Origin of the sequence: Streptomyces sp. NBC_01089 (assembly GCF_045162975.1) — a bacterium.
In the GTDB taxonomy this organism is placed as follows: Bacteria; Actinomycetota; Actinomycetes; order Streptomycetales; family Streptomycetaceae; genus Streptomyces.
Genome location: NZ_CP108660.1, coordinates 7,598,131 through 7,617,792, shown reverse-complemented (window position 1 = coordinate 7,617,792; position 19,662 = coordinate 7,598,131). Strand labels below are relative to the sequence as shown.

The window sequence follows — 19,662 nt, the reverse complement described above, 5'->3', positions numbered from 1 at the left end:
GGGGGGGCGGTCGCGGTCCATAGGTGTTGACCCGCGGCGCTGTCGCCGCGGGTCAACACATTCAGGGCCTGCCGCTGCCTGCGTACCGGCCAGCCAGTGCCGGGACCAGCCGGTGACAGGGATCAATCTGTCCCGGGCTCAGTCGGTGCCGGACTCCATCGCGGCGCGGTCGAGCATCTGCTCGTCCGCGTCGACCCTGCCGCGGGAGGCGATGGCCTGGGCGCCGCCCTGCGGCATCGCTCCGATCAGCCCCGTCGACGCGGCCTGGGCGGCGCCGATGAGCGTCGCGTGCGTATTGCCGACGATCCCGAGACCGGCGTACTGCTCCAGCTTGGCGCGGGAGTCGGCGATGTCGAGGTTGCGCATGGTGAGCTGACCGATCCGGTCCACCGGGCCGAACGCCGAGTCCGCGGTGCGCTCCATGGAGAGCTTGTCCGGGTGGTAGCTGAACGCCGGGCCCGAGGTGTCCATCAGCGAGTAGTCCTCGCCGCGCCGCAGCCGCAGCGACACCTCACCGGTGACGGCCGCGCCCACCCAGCGCTGCAGCGACTCGCGGATCATCAGCGCCTGCGGGTCGAGCCAGCGGCCCTCGTACATGAGGCGGCCCAGGCGCCGGCCCTCGTTGTGGTACTGCGCGACGGTGTCCTCGTTGTGGATCGCGTTGACCAGGCGCTCGTACGCGGCGTGCAGCAGCGCCATGCCGGGTGCCTCGTAGATGCCGCGGCTCTTGGCCTCGATCACCCGGTTCTCGATCTGGTCGGACATGCCCATGCCGTGGCGGCCGCCGATGGCGTTCGCCTCCATCACCAGGTCGACCGGCGAGGCGAACGTCTTGCCGTTGATCGTCACCGGGCGGCCCTGGTCGAAGCCGATCGTCACGTCCTCGGCGGCGATCTCGACTTCGGGGTCCCAGAACCGGACGCCCATGATCGGGTCGACGGTCTCGACACCGGTGTCCAGGTGCTCCAGGGTCTTGGCCTCGTGGGTGGCACCCCAGATGTTGGCGTCGGTGGAGTACGCCTTCTCGGTGCTGTCGCGGTAGGGGAGCTCGTGGGCGAGCAGCCACTCCGACATCTCCTTGCGGCCACCGAGCTCGGTGACGAAGTCCGCGTCGAGCCACGGCTTGTAGATGCGCAGATGCGGGTTGGCGAGCAGCCCGTAGCGGTAGAACCGCTCGATGTCGTTGCCCTTGAACGTCGAGCCGTCGCCCCAGATCTGTACGTCGTCCTCGAGCATGGCCCTGACCAGCAGGGTGCCCGTGACGGCGCGGCCGAGCGGGGTGGTGTTGAAGTAGGACCGCCCGCCGGAGCGGATATGGAACGCGCCGCAGGTGAGCGCGGCCAGCCCCTCCTCGACCAGCGCCGCACGGCAGTCGACCAGGCGCGCGATCTCGGCGCCGTACGCCAGGGCGCGACCGGGCACCGACGCGATGTCGGGCTCGTCGTACTGGCCGATGTCGGCGGTGTAGGTGCACGGGACGGCGCCCTTGTCGCGCATCCACGCGACCGCGACGGAGGTGTCGAGGCCACCGGAGAAGGCGATGCCGACGCGCTCGCCGGTGGGCAGGGAGGTGAGAACCTTAGACATGGAAAGAGTATGCGACAGAACGCATGATCATGCAAAGTCGACCTTCGGGGGCCGCGTACCTCCCCGGCCCCCGTGGCGCCGTGTCACCCGACCCGGCACGGCGGCCCCGCGGTGTGCCAGTAGAGTGACGCCCCGTGGCAGCACGACCGTTGAATGAAATTGTCGAGGCGGGATGGGCGCAGGCGCTCGCTCCCGCAGCCGAACGGATCACGGCGATGGGCGAGTTCCTGCGCGCCGAGGTCGCCGCGGGGCGCACGTACCTGCCGTCCGGGGCGAACGTGCTGCGCGCGTTCCAGCAGCCCTTCGACGAGGTGCGCGTCCTGATCGTCGGCCAGGACCCGTATCCGACGCCGGGGCACGCCGTCGGGCTGAGCTTCTCGGTGGCACCCGAGGTACGGCCGGTGCCGGGCAGCCTGGACAACATCTTCCGCGAGATGCACGCGGACCTGGGCCTGCCCCGCCCCTCCAACGGCGACCTGACCCCCTGGACACGGCAGGGCGTACTGCTGCTCAACAGGGCGCTGACGACGGCGCCGCGCAAACCGGCCGCCCATCGCGGCAAGGGCTGGGAGGAAGTGACCGAGCAGGCCATCCGGGCCCTGGCCGCCCGGGGGAAGCCGCTGGTCTCGGTGTTGTGGGGGCGCGACGCCCGTAACCTCCGGCCGCTGCTGGGGAACCTTCCTGCGGTCGAGTCGTCCCACCCCTCCCCCATGTCGGCGGACCGCGGCTTCTTCGGTTCACGCCCCTTCAGCCGGACCAACGATCTGCTGGTACGCCAGGGGGCCCAGCCGGTGGACTGGCGGCTGCCGTGACCTGGGTGCTGGGGGTGGACTCCGGCGGGTCCGGACTCCGGGTGGCGCTGGCCGCGGCGGATCCGGCTCTCTCCAGCCCCGCGGCCTCCGCTTCCCTGGTCTCCCGTGTGCCGGTGCGCACCGGCACACGCGGCATCGAAGCAGCCCATTTCCTGGAGCAGTTGCTGCCGATGGCGGCGGAACTGCTCGGGCGCGCAGGGGGCAATGGCGAGGTGTCGGCGGTGGCGATCGGCGCCGCCGGGATGGCGACGCTCGGCGACGATCTGCGCGCCGGGCTGCCCGCCGCGCTGGAGCGCGCGCTCGGTGTACGGCGGCTGGCGCTCGCCGCTGACGCGGTGACGGCGTACGCCGGAGCACTGGGCCAGCGGCCCGGGGCGGTCGTCGCCGCGGGTACCGGAATGGTCGCGCTGGGCACGGATCTGGTCCGGTGGCGCAGGGCGGACGGCTGGGGGCATCTGCTGGGCGACTGCGGCGGCGGGGCCTGGATCGGCCGGGCCGGTCTGGAGGCCGCGATGCGCGCCCACGACGGGCGGCACGGTGGTTCGGCGGCGCTGCTGGAGCGGCTCGAGGCGGTTTTCGGGCCGGCGGCCGGCCTGCCGGGGATTCTCTACCCGCGTTCGGACCGGCCGGCGGTGCTCGCCTCGTTCGCCCCCGAGGTGGCCCGCTGCGCGGGCAGCGACCCGGTGGCGGCCGCGATTCTGCGGGACGCGGCCCGGCAGATCGCCGAAGCCGCCGCAGCGGTCTGCCCACCGGGGACAACCGCGACGGCGGGGACAACTGCGACGGCGGGGACAGCCGGGACGGCAGAGACAGCAGAGACGGCGAAGACAGCAGAGTCAGGGGAAGGCTGTGAAGTAGCCCTCACGGGTGGTCTGTTCAAGATGGGAGACCCTCTGCTCACTCCTGCGCGCGAGGAGCTCGCCACCCTGCTGCCGTCCGTCAGACCCGTACCCGCGGCCGGGGATCCGCTGGTGGGAGCGGTGTTGATCGCTTCCGCGCTCGCCACAGGGAGTCTTCGGCTGCCACCTCATCCACAGCTCTTGCGTGTGGTGGCGGAACAGGATACGCGATAAGGCCGATACGCAACGGATAAATGCGGACAGACGCCGCGCGAGCGCACCCTCCCCGAACAGCCGGGCCCGCAAAGCCAGTAGCATGCGGCGCCATGAGCTCCCCCAATGGGCCCGCACCCGGCCTGCCCGTACGAATGCCGCGACCTCGCCAGACCGGACGGCACCGCCGCCCGGAACCCGCGGTGGCCCCTGAGGGCGCGCCTGCGCTGGTTCTCGCTGTTCCCGGCACACCTTCCGCCGCTGTCCGCAGCCTGGCGGAAGAGGTCATTTCCATCGCACGCTCCGAGCTGCCCGGACTGGATGCCCGTATCGGTTACCTGGACGGCGCCGACGACGAGTTCCCCGCCCTGGAAGCGGTGCTCTCGCACACCGCGGCCGAGCGGGTGGCGCGCTATGAGCTGGCCAAGGCCGCCGGACGTGAGGTGCCCGAGCCGACGGGCGTCACCGCCGTCGTGGTACCGCTGCTCGCGGGCCCGGACGCGGCCACCGAGCGGCGGATACGGCAGGCCGTGATGGACAGCACCACCGCCGCCGAGCTGACCGAGGTGCTGGGGCCGCACCCGCTGCTCGCGGAGGGTCTGCACGTGCGCCTCTCGGAGGCGGGTCTCTCCCGCGCCGACCGCGCCCGGCTGTTCACGGTCGCCACCGCGGCCGACGGCATCATCCTCGCGACGGTCGGCGGCGACGAGGCCGTGCAGGCCGCCGGGATCACCGGAATGCTGCTGGCGGCGCGGCTGGCCGTGCCGGTGATGGCCGCCGCTCTCGACGTGGAGGGTTCCGTCTCCGCGATCGCCGAGCAGCTGCGCGGTTCGGGTTCGGCCCAGCTGGCGCTCGCGCCGTATCTGATCGGCCCCGAGGTCACCGAGGAGCTGCTGGCCGGGGCCGCCAAGGAGGCGGACTGCGCGTCCGCCGCACCGCTCGGCGCCTACCCGGCGGTCGGCAAGCTGGTGCTGTCGAAGTACACGACCGCGCTGGGCATCACCCCGCAGCAGCCGTCCCAGGGAGCCCCGGTCGGCTGACCCCGCGGACACAGGAACACGCACGGGCGGGAGGCCCGCACCCGGAGCAGTACGAGCGTACGAGCACCGGTGGCGGGCCTCCCGCCGTACGTGCCTCACGGGCCCGCGCTCCGGCCGGCCCGCACCACCCGGCCGCCCGCACCGCCCGCCGATCTCAGGCGAACACCACGCAAGAGGCCGCGGCCACCTCCACGGAGCCCGCACGGCTCGGCATCCCGGTCCGCGGGTCGATGTCGAACCAGGTCACATCCCCCGAGTGCTCGTTGGCCACGTACAGCCGCCGTCCCCCGGGATCCACCGCCAGGTCGCGCGGCCACCGGCCACCGCAGTCGACGGTGGCGGTCAGGGCGGGCTTCTCCCCGCTCCCGTCGATGGCGAGGACGGAGATGGTGTCCTGTCCCCGGTTCGCCGCCCAGACGAAGCCACCGCCGGGTGCGACGGCCACCCCCGATCCGAAGCTCTCCCCCACCGCGCCGCCGGGCAGCAGCGCGGCCCGGCCGACCGGCTCCAGGGTGCCCGTTCCGGCGTCCCACCGGCAGACCGTGAGCGTGGGCTCCAGTTCGTTCAGGACGTACACATGTGTCCCGGCCGGGTGGAACACCAGATGGCGTGGCCCGCTGCCGGGCCGCAGCGCGGTCTCCGCGTGCACCGTCAGCGCGCCGGTGCCGCCGTCCAGCGCGCAGACCCGTACGGAGTCGGTGCCGAGGTCGACGCTCAGTACCCACCGCCCCGTGGGGTCCGTCTTCACCTGATGGGCGTGCGGGCCCTCCTGGCGGTCCGGGTCCGGCCCCCGGCCCTCGTGTTGCAGTACGGAAACGGGCGCGTCGAGGCCGCAGTCCGAGGCGCGGACGGGCAGCACGCTGACGCTTCCCGAGCTGTAGTTGGCGGTGACGACGTGCCCGCCGGCGAGCGCGAGGTGGGTGGGGTCGGCGCCGCCCACCGCGACGGGCGCACCGATCAGCCGTGGCAGGCGGTCCTCGATGCCGAAGGCCGCCGCCGCGCCATCGCCGGTCTCGGAGACGGCGTAGAGGACCGAGCCGCCGGGGGCCGGGGCGAGGAATGACGGGTTCGGCAGGGTGTCGACCGCGCCCAGCACGGTCAGCGCCCCCGCCGCGTCCACCGAAGCGGCGACGAGCCCCGGGCCTCCCGCCGAGGTGAACGACCCGATGAATGCCCGCCCGGTGCCTGTGGTGACCACCGTGTTCCTCTCTCCGCCGGCGCCCGGACCGTGCGTGGCCGGGGCTCCGGCAGACGGTAGCAGGAGGGGCCTGGCCCCCTACGGGCGCGCCGCGGCCCGGTCAGGAGAGCACGCGGCGGCGGAAGTTGCGCAGTCCGAGGGTGAGGAAGAGCGCACAGAATCCGGCGAGAACCGGATAGACGACGTACAGGTGCATGTGGGAGACGTCGGTGAATCCGGCCCGCATGCCTTCGCTCATGTAGATCAGCGGGTTGACCAGCACCAGCACCTGGAGCCAGTGGAATCCGCCCACCTGCACGGGGGCCAGCTTGGTCCACTGGTAGTACGTACCGCCGAGGAAGACGAGGGGCAGGACGACGAAGCCGAACATCACGCCGATGTTCCTCGGCTGGAACGAGGTGCCCAGGAGCAGTCCGAGCGAGGTCATCGTGAGGCAGGACAGCGGGATCAGGGTGACCACGATCCACCAGTGGATGCTGAGTTGGGGGTGCACACCGGGTGCGTGCACGACGGCCGCGATCGGCAGCACGATGACCGCGGAGATCAGCCCCTGGGCCGACCCGGACAGCACGCGCGCCACCGCAACCAGCCAGATGGGGCAGGGGGCCTGCACCCGGTCCTCGATCTCGCGGGTGAAGCCGAACTCCTGGGACATCTGGATGGCGACCGACTGGATGCCCTGGAACATGATCGCGATGGACACCACACCGGGGACCAGTACGGTGGCGAACGCCGATTCCCCCCTGGCGCCGCCGCCCGACCCGATGCCCTGGCCGATGAGCGGGAACACGTACAGGAACACGAAGACCAGCAGGAACGGCTGCATGACGGTGCGGCCGGCGAACTCGCCGAAGTTCTTCATCAGGACGGCCAGATCCCGCTGGACGAGCGCGCTCAGCGCGGAGCGGCTGGACGCCGCGGCCGACCGGGCGGGCCGTACGCCGATGGGCCTCCCGGACCGGCCCGTGGACGGAACGCCTCCGGGTGGCGGGGCAGCACTCGATGCAGCCATCAGTCCCTCAACTCCTGTCCGGTCAGGCTGATGAAGACCGTTTCCAGGGTGCTCTCGGCGATCGAGAGGTCGACCAGTTCGAACCCGCCCGCCTCCGCACTCGTGACCACTCGCGGCAGCAGCCGTTCGGCGCCCTTGACCTGGATCTCGACGGCCCCGTCGACCAGCCGGGTGCGTACGACGCCTTCGATGTCGCTGTTCAGCCGGGCCGCCAGGCCGTCCTGGCTGCCGCTGGTGGCGACCGTGACCACGGCATCGGCGCCGAGGCCCTGTTTCAGCGCGGCCGGGGTGTCCAGGGCGAGGATCCGGCCGTGGTCGATGATCGCCACCCGGTCGCAGAGGTGGTCGGCCTCCTCCATGTTGTGCGTGGTGAGCAGGATCGTCTGGCCGTCGGCGATCAGCCCGTCCAGCGCCTCCCAGAGCGCCAGCCTGCCTTGCGGGTCGAGCCCCGCCGTCGGTTCGTCGAGGAAGAGCACGGCGGGACGGTGGAAGATCGCGCGCGCCACCATCAGACGCTGCGCCATCCCGCCGGACAGGGCGAACACCGACGCCTTGCCCCAGCGGGACAGATGGAACCGTTCGAGGAGTTCGTCGGCGGTGCGCCGGGACTCGCGGCGCGGGATGCCGAACAGGAGACCGTGGAAGTACAGGTTCTCCCACACCGTCAGCGAGCGGTCCAGCGTGTTCTGCTGGCTGACGACGGCGATGAGCTGTTTGGCGAGCGTCGGCTCCGCGACCACGTCGATGTCACCGACGTACGCGGAGCCGGCCGTCGGCACCACCCGGGCGGTCAGCATGCCGACGGTGGTGGTCTTGCCCGCCCCGTTGGGCCCCAGCAGCCCGAAGATCTCTCCCTGGCGCACACCCAGATCGATACCGTCCACCGCAGGGCCGGCCGACTTGGCGTACGTCTTGGTGAGCCCGGCGGCACGGATGACGGTGGCCGTACCGGGCGCAGGGCTGCTCTGCCGCTCCCGGTCGCCGGGGAGGGTCATCGTCTCGGCAGCGGGGGTACGTGGAGGGGGTGGGCGGATGCGTCGGCGAGCGCCAGCCGTTCCTGGTCCGCCTGGTATTCGGCCTGTCCGACCCGGCCCGCGAGCAGGTCGGCGGGGCCGGGGCGCCGGGTGTGCGGCGCCGGGGGCTGCTGGTCGGTGAAGTGCCGTGCGACGTAACTGCCGACTGCTCTTGCCGAGCCTGTCACCAGCCGTATGAGGTGTCTGAACACGGTGAGAATGGCTGTGGACATACCGCATCTCCTTTCAGGACCGCCGGCCCGCGCGCCGGGGGGGGTACGCGCGGCGGATTCACGGCGCGTGTCCATGAGGGCGGCCGGCTCGCACCGGTCCGGCCGGACAGCCGCACGCCGCCCCTGAAAGTCGTGGGATCAGCCTGATGGGCAACCCCGTTGCGTCCGCTCGGCGGATACGACGGGAGCATCAAGCACTGACATCTCTCATGGAACCACGCAAGGCGGTCCCCGGCATCCGGCGTCGTGGCCGGCCCGGCCGCGCGGTGTGCGGGCCCCGCCGCCGGGCCCGCTGCGAGGCCAGCTGCGGGGTCCCGCACACAGCAGGCCGCCCCGGCCGGCGGGATGCCGGCCGGGGCGGCCAGGGTGCGGACGGCGGACCGGACGGCCGCTGGGGCGCCGCCGGTCCTCCGGTTGTCAGCCGAGCGTCGCGATGGCCTGGTTGAAGGTCGCCGACGGGCGCATGACGGCGGACGCCTTCTCCGGGTCGGGCTGGTAGTAGCTGCCGATGTCGGCCGGGGAACCCTGGACGGCGATCAGCTCGCCGACGATGGTCTGCTCCTGCTCACCGAGCGTCTTGGCGAGCGCCGCGAACGCGGTGGCGAGCTGGGCGTCGTCGGTCTGCGCCGCCAGCTCCCGGGCCCAGTAGAGGGCCAGGTAGAAGTGGCTGCCGCGGTTGTCGATGCCACCGAGCTTGCGGCTCGGCGACTTGTCCTCGTTGAGGAACGTGCCGGTCGCACGGTCGAGCGTGTCCGCGAGGATCTGGGCGCGTGCGTTGCCCGTCGTCTGCGCGAGGTGCTCGAAGCTGACCGCCAGCGCGAGGAACTCGCCCAGGCTGTCCCAGCGCAGGTAGTTCTCCTTGACGAGCTGCTGCACGTGCTTCGGCGCGGAACCGCCGGCGCCCGTCTCGAACAGGCCGCCGCCGTTCATGAGCGGGACGACGGAGAGCATCTTCGCGCTCGTGCCCAGCTCCAGGATCGGGAACAGGTCGGTCAGGTAGTCGCGCAGCACGTTGCCGGTGACGGAGATGGTGTCCTCGCCGCGGCGGATGCGCTCCAGCGAGAACGCGATGGCGTCCTCGGGAGTCATGATCTCGATCTGCAGACCGTCGGTGTCGTGCTCCGGGAGGTACGCCTTGACCTTGGCGATCAGGGCGGCGTCGTGGGCGCGGCCCTCGTCCAGCCAGAACACGGCCGGGGTGCCGGTCGCGCGGGCGCGGGTGACGGCGAGCTTGACCCAGTCCTGGATGGGCAGGTCCTTGGTCTGGCACATGCGCCAGATGTCACCGGCGCTGACGGCGTGCTCGAGGACGGCGTTGCCCTGGCCGTCGAGGACCCGCACCGTGCCGGTGACGGGGATCTCGAAGGTCTTGTCGTGGCTGCCGTACTCCTCGGCCTTCTGCGCCATCAGACCGACGTTGGGCACGGAGCCCATCGTCGACGGGTCGTAGGCGCCGTTGGCGCGGCAGTCGTCGATGACGACCTGGTAGATCCCGGCGTAGCTGCTGTCCGGGATGGTCGCCAGGGTGTCGGCCTCGCCGCCGTCCGGGCCCCACATGTGCCCGGAGGTGCGGATCATGGCCGGCATGGACGCGTCGACGATGACATCGCTCGGCACGTGCAGGTTGGAGATGCCGCGGTCGGAGTCGACCATCGCCAGGGAGGGGCCCTCGGCCAGCTCGGCCTCGAAGGACTCCTTGATCTTGGCGCCCTCGGGCAGCGACTCCAGGCCCTTGAGGATGCCGCCGAGGCCGTCGTTCGGGGTCAGCCCGGCGGCGGCGAGCGCCGCGCCGTGCTCGGCGAAGGTCTTCGGGAAGAAGGCGCGCACCACATGGCCGAAGATGATCGGGTCGGAGACCTTCATCATCGTGGCCTTCAGGTGCACCGAGAAGAGGACGTCGTCGGCCTTGGCGCGGGCGATCTGCGCCGTGAAGAACTCACGGAGCGCGGCGACGCGCATCACCGATGCGTCGACGACCTCACCGGCCAGCACGGGTACCGACTCGCGCAGGACGGTGGTGGTGCCGTCGTCCCCGGCCAGCTCGATACGGAGCGTGCCGGGCTCGTCGATGACGACGGACTTCTCGGTGGAGCGGAAGTCGTCGCCGTCCATGTGGGCGACGTTCGTCTTCGACTCGGACGACCAGGCGCCCATGCGGTGCGGGTGGGCCTTGGCGTAGTTCTTGACCGACGCCGGGGCGCGGCGGTCGGAGTTGCCCTCGCGCAGCACCGGGTTGACGGCGCTGCCCTTGACCTTGTCGTACCGCGCGCGGACGTCCTTGTCCTCGTCGGTCTGCGGGTCGTCCGGGTAGTCCGGGAGCGCGTAGCCCAGCTTCTGCAGCTCCGCGATGGCGGCCTTCAGCTGGGGGATGGACGCCGAGATGTTCGGCAGCTTGATGATGTTCGCGCCGGGCGTCTTGGCCAGCTCGCCGAGCTCGGCGAGTGCGTCCTCGACCCGTCGGCTCTCGTCAAGACGATCGGGGAAACTGGCGATGATCCGCCCCGCGAGAGAGATGTCACGGCTCTCCACGCTCACACCGGCCGTCGAGGCGTACGCCTGGATCACCGGCAGGAACGAGTACGTCGCCAGGGCCGGGGCCTCGTCGGTATGTGTATAGATGATGGTCGAGTCAGTCACCGGGTGCTCCGCTCCACGTCTGCAACATTGCTCGACATCAAGATATCTCCTGAGCGGCCCCCTCTCGACAGGGCCCCGCCCCGGGGGCCGCCGAGCCGTACGCATCCGGCCGGGCCGCCCGGCGCCGCGCCCTCAGCCGGGAGAGTCGCACCGCCGGTACACATGGGCCGGTTCTCCCGCGGGGCTCACCTCGCGGTCACGCAGTGTGACCGACAGCTTCCCGCCCCAGGAGCGGCAGGCGCGGCCGAAGTCCTTGGCGCCGTACTCGATGTCGAAGACCCTGCCCCGGTAGGCGGTGGCGAAGTCGGCGCACTCCTGGAAGCGGCCGCACTCCTCGACGATGGCGAAGTCGAACCCGATGCGGCTGCGCTCGCCCAGCAGGTCGGTGGTGTTCTTCTGGGCGATGGCCAGTCCCCGCCGGTGTGCGCGGGTGGCCAGCAGCCGGGCGAAGGACGCCGCGTCGTCGGCGGTCAGCAGGCCGTGCGAGCGCTCGTACGAGTCGAGGTTGTCCGGCTCGACCGCGTCGAAGCCGGCGGCGGCGCAGCCGTCGATCCAGCGGCCGACGATGCCGGCGAGCGTCTCGCGCCCGGCCGCTCCCGAGATGTCGAGGAGGGGCTCCTGCCAGTCCTCGTCGACGACCTGCTTGCCGTGGCGGTCCCGCAGCAGCAGGCCGGGGTGGTGCTTCTGCCACCAGTCGACCGCGCCACCGGGCTGCGACTGGAAGGCGTTGACGTAACAGATGTTGTAGAGCCCAGGTACGGGGTCCGCGGCGCGGTCCCGGGAGACCGCGCGCACCCCGGCCGGCGGCCGGTACGCCCCGCCCAACTGGTAGTCGAAGGACGCCCGGGCGGGGGGCTCGCGGACGACGCCGTCCCGGGCGGAGGCCGAGGCCGAAGCGGAGGGGGCCGGGGCCGATGCGGCCGGGCCGCCGATGGAATCACTGCCGGGATGGCTGCTGGGATCGCCGGACGAGCATCCGGCCACGAGGACCATCAGCGCCGGGGCGAGGAATCGGGCGGCGCGGCGGAACACTGGGGGCACCTCGGGGCTTTCGCGGCGGGAGCGGGGGAAGGTGATTGGATCATGGAAGCCGCCATCACGGCGAGCCCAGCCCCGCCCCGCACCACCGCACACACCCCGGCGGCACCAGTGAGCTGAACATCAACGGCCCTATGCGGTAAGGGGGTTGGCGTCGGCGGTCGCCCGCTCCCCCATCGCCTCCAGCACCTTGTCGGGGCTGAGCGGCAGCGAGCGCAGCCGTACGCCGGTGGCATGGCGGAAGGCGTTGCCGACCGCGGCGGCCGCACCGACGATGCCGATCTCGCCGATGCCCTTACTGCCCATCGGATTGAGATGCGCGTCCTCCTCCTCGATCCAGTGCGCCTCGACGGAGCGGACGTCCGCGCAGACGGGGACGTGGTACGACGCGAGATCGTTCTCCACGAAGGCGCCGGAGGCGGGGTCCACGGTGCTGCTCTCGGTGAGGGCCATCCCGATGCCCATCACCATGCCGCCGATGAACTGCGCTCTCGCCGTACGGGAGTTGAGGATGCGGCCGGCCGCGAAGACCCCCAGCATCCGCCGGACGCGCACCTCCCCGGTCACCTCGTCGACCTCCACCTCGGCGAAATGGGCCCCGAAGGCGTGCCGGGCGTAGGGCACCGGTTCTCCGGCCCGCCCGGTGGTGTCGGCGGCCGTGTGCAAGCCTCCGGGCGGGACCGCTCCCCCGTGTTCGGCGAGCAGTTCCCTGAGCGAGGTGCACGCCTCGTGGACGGCCCAGCCCCAGGACGCGGTGCCCGATGAGCCGCCCGCGAGCGAGGCGCTGGGCAGATCGCTGCTGCCGATGTCGGCCGCCACACGGTCCACCGGTACACCGAGCGCGTCGGCGGCGATCTGGGCGAGCACGGTACGGGCGCCCGTGCCGATGTCGGTGGCGTTGATCCGTACCAGGAAGGTGCCGTCGGGCGCCGCGTGCGCGGTCGCCTCGGACGGGGAGACGAGAACGGGGTAGGTCGCGGCGGCGACACCGGTCCCGACGAGGAGCGCGCCCTCGCGCCGGATGCCGGGGCGCGGGTCCCGGCCGCTCCAGCCGAAGCGCCGGGCACCCTCCTTCAGGCAGTCGGTGAGGTGACGGCTGCTGAACGGCAGACCGCTGTCCGGCTCGGTGTCCGGTTCGTTGCGCAGCCGCAGCTCCACCGGGTCGAGGCCGGTGGCGACGGCGAGTTCGTCCATCGCGGACTCCAGCGCGTACATACCGGGAGCCTCGCCCGGGGCCCGCATCCAGGAGGGGCTGGGGACGTCGAGGGCCGCGACCCGATGGGTCGTCAGGCTGTGCGGCGAGTGGTACATGACGCGTGCGGGGACGGCGGCCTGCTCCACGAACTCCTTGACGCGTGAGGTGTGGGTGAGCACTTCGTGCGCCAGAGCGGTGATGACACCGTCCTCACCCGCTCCCAGCCGGACATGGTGCAGTGTGGGCGCGCGGTGTCCGACGACCGCGGGCATCTGCCGCCGCGGCAGCGCGAGCGTCACGGGCCGCCCGGTGTGCAGGGCCGCCATGACGGCCAGTACGAGCTGGGGGCGCGGAGTGCCCTTGGATCCGAACCCACCACCGACGTGTTCGGAGATGACGGTGATGTCGCTCTCCGCCATGTCGAAGAGCGCGGCGAGGGCCTGACGGACGGTCGTCGCGCCCTGGCTGGAGTCGTACACGGTCAGCTGTCCGCCGGTCCACTCGGCGGTGCTGGCATGGGGCTCCATCGGGTGGTTGTGGAGCGGCGGCACGGCGTACGAGACGTCGACGCGGACGGGGGCCCGGCCGTACGCGGTGGCGAAGTCACCGCGTACCCGGTCGGCCGGGTGGCCCCCGTTGGCCGTCTCCGGCGCGTAGACGGCGGGGTCGCCGGGGGTCAAGACGCAGTCGTGGGGGCCGCTCTCGTACTCGACGCGCACGGCCTGGGCCGCGGCACGGGCCGCTTCGAGGGTCTCGGCCACGGCGAGGGCGACATGCCAGCCGTGGTGCGGCACCCGGTCGTTCTGCAGGACTTGCAGGGTCGGGTCGTCGGCGGTGGCGAGCCGGGGCGCGTTGTCCGGGGTGAGTACGGCGACGGTGCCGGGCAGCGCGAGCGCGTCCCCGGTGTGTACGGCGCGGACCCGGCCCGACGCGATCGCGGCGGGGACCGGCCAGGCGTGGACGCGGCCGGCCAGGGCGTGTTCGGCGGCGTAGGCGGCGGCGCCGGTGACTTTCGCCCGGCCTTCCCGGCGGCTGACGGGGGCCCCGGTCGCAGAGGGTTGCTGGTTCACGGGAGTGCTCTCTTCCTCAGCGTCGGTCCGCGAGCCCGGCCAGGGTGTCGACGGCCAGATTGCGGGCGAGCTCGACCTTGAAGGCGTTGCCGGACAGCGGTTCGGCGGCCGCCAGTTCGGCCTCGGCCGCCCGCAGAAAGGTGCTCTCGTCGGCGGGCGCCCCGACGAGCAGCGCCTCGGCGGTGACCGCGCGCCAGGGCCGGTGCGCGACCCCGCCGAAGCAGAGGCGCGCATACCGGATCAGGCCGTCGTCCCCGACCGCGAGGACGGCGGCGACGGAGACGAGCGCGAAGGCGTACGAGGAGCGGTCGCGGGCCTTGCGGTACGCGGAGGGCAGCCCGGCGGACGCGGCGGGAAGCACGACCGAGGTGATCAGCTCGCCGGGCCTGATGACGGTGTCCTGCTCGGGGCGGTCTCCCGGGAGCCGGTGGAAGTCGGCCACGGGCACGGTCCGTCCGCCGCCGGGGCCGATGAGTTCGACCTCGGCGTCGAGCGCCGCGAGGGCGACCGCCATGTCGGAGGGGTGGGTGGCCACACAGTGCGCGGAGTGCCCCAGGATCGCGTGGTCGCGGTTGACCCCTTCGACGGCCGCGCAGCCGGAGCCGGGTTCGCGCTTGTTGCAGGGCTGCCCGGTGTCCTGGAAGTACGGGCAGCGGGTCCGCTGGAGCAGGTTGCCCCCGGTGGTGGCCACATTGCGGAGCTGGCCCGACGCGCCCGACAGCAGGGCCTGCGCCAGCACGGGCCGGCTCCTGCATACGGCGGGATGCGCCGCGAGGTCGCTGTTGCGTACGGTCGCCCCGACGCGGAGCGCGCCGCCGGGCAGTTCGCCGACGGTGTCGAGGGGCAGTCCGCTGACGTCGATGAGCGTGCCGGGGGATTCCACCCCGAGCTTCATCAGGTCGACGAGGTTGGTGCCGCCGCCGAGGAAACGGGCGTCCGGCAGCGAGACGAAGCTGTGCAGGGCGTCGTCGGTGGTCCGGGCCCTGACGTATCCGAAGGACTTCACGCGATCACGTCCCCCACGGCTTCGACGATGCGGGGGTAGGCGCCGCACCGGCACAGATTGCCGCTCATCCGCTCACGGATCTCGGCCGGGGTCAGCTCGGCGGGCCCTTCGTCGGCGAGGGCGTCCGCGGCCGTGGCATGGGAGGGGTGTCCCGCGGCGGCTTCGGCCAGCACGCCGACCGCCGAGCAGATCTGCCCGGGAGTGCAGTAGCCGCACTGGAATCCGTCGCGGTCGAGGAAGGCTTTCTGGACCGGATGCGGGGTTCCGGCGTCGCCGAGCCCCTCGATGGTGGTGATGCGGACGTCCTGGTGCGCGACGGCCAGCAGGAGGCAGCTGTTGACCCGGCGCCCGTCGGCCAGGACCGTGCACGCCCCGCACTGACCGTGGTCGCAGCCCTTCTTCGCGCCCGTGAGGCCGATCCGCTCGCGGAGTGCGTCCAGGACCGTGGTGCGGTGATCGAGATCCGTGAGGGTGTGGGTGGTGCCGTTGACCCGCAGGGTGACGGTCGACCACGCGGGTGCCTTCCCCGACAGATTCCGCAGCCCGGTGCCCGACGGGGGCCGGGGCCCGGTGTCCGGCGGGGGTGGGGCCTCGGTGGTCGGCGGGGTCCGCCACCCGGTCCGTCCGCTGGTCGGCTGCATCCGTCCTTCACGCCCTTTCCGGGGAGAGTTGCCGCTCCCACTTGATGCCACGCGGGCCCCGTGTGCCACTGGGCGGAGGCCGTGCGGGGCACGGGCCGGGGATCGTGGGCCGCGTCCGGGGCGCGCCGTGTCCGGATACCCCTGGGCAGCGCACGGGTCCGCCGCTAAGCTGCCGTGTTGGCATGTACACCACTGGCCAGATACACCACTGACGGATCCGCGCCGTCTGCCGCGCGGGGCCGCCGATCCTCGGGGGGATTCGGGTGAAGCGTCCGACCACATGGCTGCGCGGAAAAATCTTCGCGGCCCTTCTCTGTCTCGTCGCCGGGCTGCTCGGCGTGGGCATGGCATCGAGTACGGCCTACGCCGCGACGTCCAACCCGAACCCGATCAACTGGACGGTGGAGAAGCTCTTCTACGACCAGTACGGTCACGACGTCCCGCTCCGCACCGGCCAGGAGGACTACAACGACCCGTCCGACCCGCCGCCGCTCGACGGCTTCGGCCGGGTGCACATCGAGGCGTCCGACGGCGGCCACGGCGCGGTCCCGCCCTCCACGGACATCCAGGACACCATCGGCAACCCGGCGAACTGCGTGCCGGGAGCCGACGCCCGGGTGCGCTGCCTGAACCCGGAGACCAATCTCTTCGTGGTGTACAGCCCGGTCCTCGACCCGCGCTCCGACGACCCGTACGCCTTCGGCATCATCACCGCCTACTACACGCTGCCGTGCATCGCACCGTCGGACGGCCCCCGGCTCATCTGCGGCGGGACCCCTCCCGTACCGGCCGTCCGTACCGCCCTCACGTACACCGGGCCGCGCCACGGCACCAACGGCGGCCCGCTGACGCTCTCCGCCTTCCTCGGCGACGACCTCGGCATCCCGGTCGCGGGCAAGACCCTGCACTTCCGGGTCGGGTCGGGTGACGGCGCGCAGTCCTGCGACGGCACGACCGGCTCGGCGGGCACAGCCCGCTGCACCATCGGCCAACTGCACCAGCCCACCGGGTCGGTGACGGTCGCGGTGAGTTTCGCCGGAGACGACGGGTTCAAGGCATCGTCGGCCTCCTCCACGGTGGCGCCCACCTCACCCACGAAGCTGTCGTACACCGGCCCCACGCACGGCATCAACGGCAGCCCGCTGGAGCTGTCCGCCACGCTCGCCGACTACACGGGCAGCCCGGTCACCGGCCGGACCGTCCACTTCCGGATCGGCTCGGGCGACGCCGCCCAGTCCTGCGACGGCACGACGAGTACGAAGGGCGACGCCCACTGCACCGTCAACTCGCTCCGCCAGCCGTCCACTTCGGTCCCGGTCGCGGTGAGCTTCGCGGGCGACTCCGCGTACGAGGCGTCATCGGCGGCCGCCACGGTGGCGGTCCAGTCGCCGACGACACTCGAATACACCGGGCCCGCCCGTATCGCCAACGGCAAGGACGTCCGGCTCTCGGGCGAACTCGACGACTATCTGGGCGCCCCGGTCACCGGCAGGTCCGTGCACTTCGCCCTCGGTACGGGGTCCACCGCGCAGTCCTGCGACGCCACCACGGACAGCACGGGCACCGCCCGCTGCACCATCGGCGTGCAGGGCCAGCCGCTCGACGCGGCGGCGACCGTGCCGCTGCGGGCGTCGTTCGCCGGTGACGCCAACTACCTGAAGTCGAGCGCCGACGCCTCCCTGCTCCTCCAGTACTACACCGGCCGTGCCTTCGGCCTGTCGGCCCAGCTCGACCTGCCGCTCCTGCCGCCGGTCCACCTGCCCGCCCAGCCGGACACCGGCCAGGTGCGGACAGCGGACGCGACCAGCGTGACACCGCCCTGCACGGCCGCCGTGTCAGCGGTCGTCCTCGACGTCAAGGCGCTCTGCTCCGGCGTGCGGACCACGCTCGACCCGGGAACGGCCACCGCCACCACCCGGGTCGAATCGGCCTCGATCGGGCTCCCCGGAGTCCCCGTGATCGGCATCTCCGGGCTGAGCACCGAGGCGACCGCGCGCTGCGACGGCACGACGGGCAGCACCACGCTGACGGCGCTCACGATCGGCGGCGCGGCCGTCACCGTACCGACGGCGCCCAACAGCACGATCGGCCTGCCCGGCGGCAACCGGCTCGTGGTCAATGAGCAGACACCGGTCGCCGGGGCCGACCACGGACTCACGGTCAACGCCGTCCATCTCGTGGTCGCCGGGGGTCTCGGCGATATCGTCATCGGATCGAGCAGCAGCGCCGTCCACAACTGCGCCGAGTGAGAGCGGGAGGAAACGGGGCCATGGAGGCCGAGGAGACACGGGACGCCTACGTGCAGCGCTTCCGCGTCCTCGCGCACGGGGAAATCGCCGGACTCTTCGTGCCGGGAAGCGTCGCCGGCCTGACGGGCGGGCACCTGGAGCGCTTCGCGCTGGTGGAGAAGGGCGAGGAGGTACACGCCGAAACGGCCTTCTCCTACGGCGGCCTCCGCTTCCACTACGTCCGCCGGATCTGGCCCCCGGACTTCCCCCTGGAGATCAAGGTCTCGCTCTATGTCGAGCACTTGCGAGAACGCGTCCTGACCCGCCGCTACACAGCGGGAGCGGACGGCGGGACCACCGTCGACCTGTAGCGGAGCGGCGGGAGTTCACCACTCCGGCTCACACCGCTCCGGCTTCCACCCCTCCGGATCGAACCACTCCGGATCGAACCACTCCGGCGGATCCGGCCCCGTCACATCCCGGTGGGCCATGTCTCCTCCTCGCCGGTGCCGGGCGGCGCCCCGTGGAGCGGGGTGAGGGCCTGACTGCGGTCGAGGAAGACAAAGGCGTCGTAGCGTTCGCCGAGCACGGTGGGGACGTAGTTCCCCCGCCGTTCGGCATCCGGCCGGTAGGCCACTCCGATGGCGCGGTGGTCCCGCTCCTCGTCGAACCAGTCGGCCCCGGCGCGCAGTTCGTGGTGGACGCCCTCCGGGAAGACGAACAGGGCGGCGTCTCCGGGGAGTGCCCGGTGCAGCAGCTCCTCCACGCTGCCCGTACGCGCCGGAGGTACCCGGATCATGCCCGGGGGGTCCCCCCAGTGGCCGGCGGCGATCACCGTGCCGTCGTACGAGCCGAATCCGACCAGGACGACGCCTTCAGCGGCGTGCTCCTCGCGGACGAGCCGGCCGAGACTGACCAGTCCGGCCGCGGTCATGTCGGTGGCCCGTGCGTCGCCGACATGGGTGTTGTGCGCCCACACCACGGCCTTCGCATCGGGGCCGTGGTGTTCCATGAGCCGGTCGAGGGTGTCGGCCATGTGGTGGTCACGGATGTTCCAGGACTCGTTCCCCGCGTGCGGGCCGCCGCCCGCCATGGTCCGGTAGTAGCGTTCGGCGCCGGCCAGCACCTCGGCGTTCTGCCGTGCGTTGAACCGCGCGAAGCTGCCGCCGGGCGCCTCGGCCCCCTCCGTGAAGTGACGCATCCGCGTCAGCAGGGCGCGCACCTCCGGTTCGCACCCCGAGGGCGCGAACCGGGTGGCGCTCGCGTAGCACCGCGGGTCCTCGGCGTACGGCTCGAAGCAGCGGTGGGCGTCCAGCGCGCGCGGCAGCTCGGCCGGGGCGTGTGCGTCGAGGTAGCCGATGACCGCGTCCAGCGACTCCCACAGGGAGTAGACGTCGAGGCCGAAGAAGCCCACGGGTGAACTTCCCCGCGGCAGGCCGACGTTGTACGCGCGCAGCCACCGGGTGAAGCGGAGGACGTTGGTGTTGGCCCACATCCACGTCGGCCAGCGGGCGAACTCCATCAGTACGTCGAGCGGGTCGTCGGGGGCGTCAGGCGCCGCGGTGACCGAGCGGTGCACGGCCTGGCAGTCCGGCCAGTCGCCCTCCACCGCGACGAAGGAGAAGCCCTTCTCCTCGATGAGCCGGCGCGTCAGCGCCGCCCGCCACCGGTAGTAGTCGGTGCTGCCGTGGGACGCCTCCCCCAGCAGCACATACCGTGCGTCGCCGATCCGCTCCAGAAGCGGGTCGAAGGACTGGAGGCCGGTCAGGGGCCGTGCGCTCGCACGGACCGGGTCCGCCCGGGCCCGGGTCCTGGTGTCGGACAGCCTGGAGGCCATGGCCGTTCCCTTCCGCACAGACATCGTGCCGAGTACCACCCAGTCTGACGCCGCCCGGGACGC

General features: G+C 72.1%; 16 protein-coding genes. 5 read left to right on the top strand and 11 right to left on the bottom strand.

Features of this window, described 5'->3' with window-relative positions; genetic code table 11:
* Positions 1-138: 138 nt before the first annotated feature.
* The gene (gene argG / locus OG510_RS34270; RefSeq protein WP_164267588.1) at positions 139-1,587 is read right to left on the bottom strand and encodes an argininosuccinate synthase; all 1,449 of its coding nucleotides are present in this window, start codon (positions 1,585-1,587) and stop codon (positions 139-141) included.
* Positions 1,588-1,721: 134 nt separating this feature from the next.
* Between argG and OG510_RS34265 the strand changes: the two genes are divergently transcribed.
* From OG510_RS34265 to OG510_RS34255, 3 genes are all read left to right on the top strand, one after another.
* Positions 1,722-2,399, top strand: coding sequence for a uracil-DNA glycosylase (locus tag OG510_RS34265; protein ID WP_406141910.1), 678 nt, complete (start codon positions 1,722-1,724; stop codon positions 2,397-2,399).
* Entirely contained in the window at positions 2,396-3,472 is a 1,077-nt protein-coding gene (locus tag OG510_RS34260) for an N-acetylglucosamine kinase (protein WP_406141909.1), read from the top strand. The genes OG510_RS34265 and OG510_RS34260 overlap by 4 nt, the downstream gene beginning before the upstream one ends.
* Positions 3,473-3,564: 92 nt before the next feature.
* On the top strand, positions 3,565-4,491 hold the full coding sequence (locus OG510_RS34255) for a sirohydrochlorin chelatase (RefSeq protein WP_164267410.1): 927 nt from the start codon (positions 3,565-3,567) through the stop codon (positions 4,489-4,491).
* Between the two features lie 154 nt (positions 4,492-4,645).
* On the opposite strand, the gene OG510_RS34250 is transcribed toward OG510_RS34255, so the two are convergent.
* From OG510_RS34250 to OG510_RS34210, 9 genes are all read right to left on the bottom strand, one after another.
* On the bottom strand, positions 4,646-5,689 hold the full coding sequence (locus OG510_RS34250) for a lactonase family protein (RefSeq protein WP_406141908.1): 1,044 nt from the start codon (positions 5,687-5,689) through the stop codon (positions 4,646-4,648).
* Between the two features lie 100 nt (positions 5,690-5,789).
* Positions 5,790-6,701 carry an ABC transporter permease gene (locus OG510_RS34245; RefSeq protein ID WP_406141907.1) on the bottom strand — a complete coding sequence of 304 codons (912 nt, stop codon included), beginning with the start codon at positions 6,699-6,701 and terminating at the stop codon, positions 5,790-5,792.
* On the bottom strand, positions 6,701-7,696 hold the full coding sequence (locus tag OG510_RS34240) for an ATP-binding cassette domain-containing protein (protein WP_406141906.1): 996 nt from the start codon (positions 7,694-7,696) through the stop codon (positions 6,701-6,703). The genes OG510_RS34245 and OG510_RS34240 overlap by 1 nt, the downstream gene beginning before the upstream one ends.
* Positions 7,693-7,947 (bottom strand): hypothetical protein, encoded by a 255-nt coding sequence (locus tag OG510_RS34235; RefSeq protein ID WP_164267406.1) that lies wholly within the window; start codon positions 7,945-7,947, stop codon positions 7,693-7,695. The genes OG510_RS34240 and OG510_RS34235 overlap by 4 nt, the downstream gene beginning before the upstream one ends.
* Positions 7,948-8,364: 417 nt before the next feature.
* A complete protein-coding gene (locus OG510_RS34230; RefSeq protein WP_406141905.1) occupies positions 8,365-10,584 on the bottom strand; it encodes an NADP-dependent isocitrate dehydrogenase in 2,220 nt (739 codons plus the stop codon).
* A gap of 132 nt (positions 10,585-10,716) precedes the next feature.
* Positions 10,717-11,577 carry an endo alpha-1,4 polygalactosaminidase gene (locus OG510_RS34225; protein WP_406142699.1) on the bottom strand — a complete coding sequence of 287 codons (861 nt, stop codon included), beginning with the start codon at positions 11,575-11,577 and terminating at the stop codon, positions 10,717-10,719.
* A 177-nt stretch (positions 11,578-11,754) separates the two neighbouring features.
* On the bottom strand, positions 11,755-13,887 hold the full coding sequence (locus OG510_RS34220) for a xanthine dehydrogenase family protein molybdopterin-binding subunit (protein ID WP_406141904.1): 2,133 nt from the start codon (positions 13,885-13,887) through the stop codon (positions 11,755-11,757).
* Between the two features lie 16 nt (positions 13,888-13,903).
* A complete protein-coding gene (locus OG510_RS34215; protein WP_406141903.1) occupies positions 13,904-14,893 on the bottom strand; it encodes an FAD binding domain-containing protein in 990 nt (329 codons plus the stop codon).
* Positions 14,890-15,534 carry a 2Fe-2S iron-sulfur cluster-binding protein gene (locus OG510_RS34210; protein ID WP_406141902.1) on the bottom strand — a complete coding sequence of 215 codons (645 nt, stop codon included), beginning with the start codon at positions 15,532-15,534 and terminating at the stop codon, positions 14,890-14,892. Before OG510_RS34210 ends, OG510_RS34215 begins: the two co-directional genes overlap by 4 nt.
* A 263-nt stretch (positions 15,535-15,797) precedes the next feature.
* Here OG510_RS34210 and OG510_RS34205 point away from each other — a divergent pair, with 263 nt between their 5' ends.
* Positions 15,798-17,783, top strand: a complete 1,986-nt coding sequence (locus OG510_RS34205; protein ID WP_406141901.1) for a choice-of-anchor P family protein — start codon at positions 15,798-15,800, stop codon at positions 17,781-17,783.
* Between the two features lie 20 nt (positions 17,784-17,803).
* Positions 17,804-18,133 (top strand): hypothetical protein, encoded by a 330-nt coding sequence (locus OG510_RS34200; RefSeq protein WP_406141900.1) that lies wholly within the window; start codon positions 17,804-17,806, stop codon positions 18,131-18,133.
* Between the two features lie 101 nt (positions 18,134-18,234).
* Here the strand turns inward: OG510_RS34200 and OG510_RS34195 are convergent, their stop codons facing one another.
* Positions 18,235-19,599: an erythromycin esterase family protein gene (locus tag OG510_RS34195; protein ID WP_406141899.1), complete on the bottom strand. Its 1,365-nt coding sequence runs from the start codon at positions 19,597-19,599 to the stop codon at positions 18,235-18,237.
* Positions 19,600-19,662 lie beyond the last annotated feature (63 nt).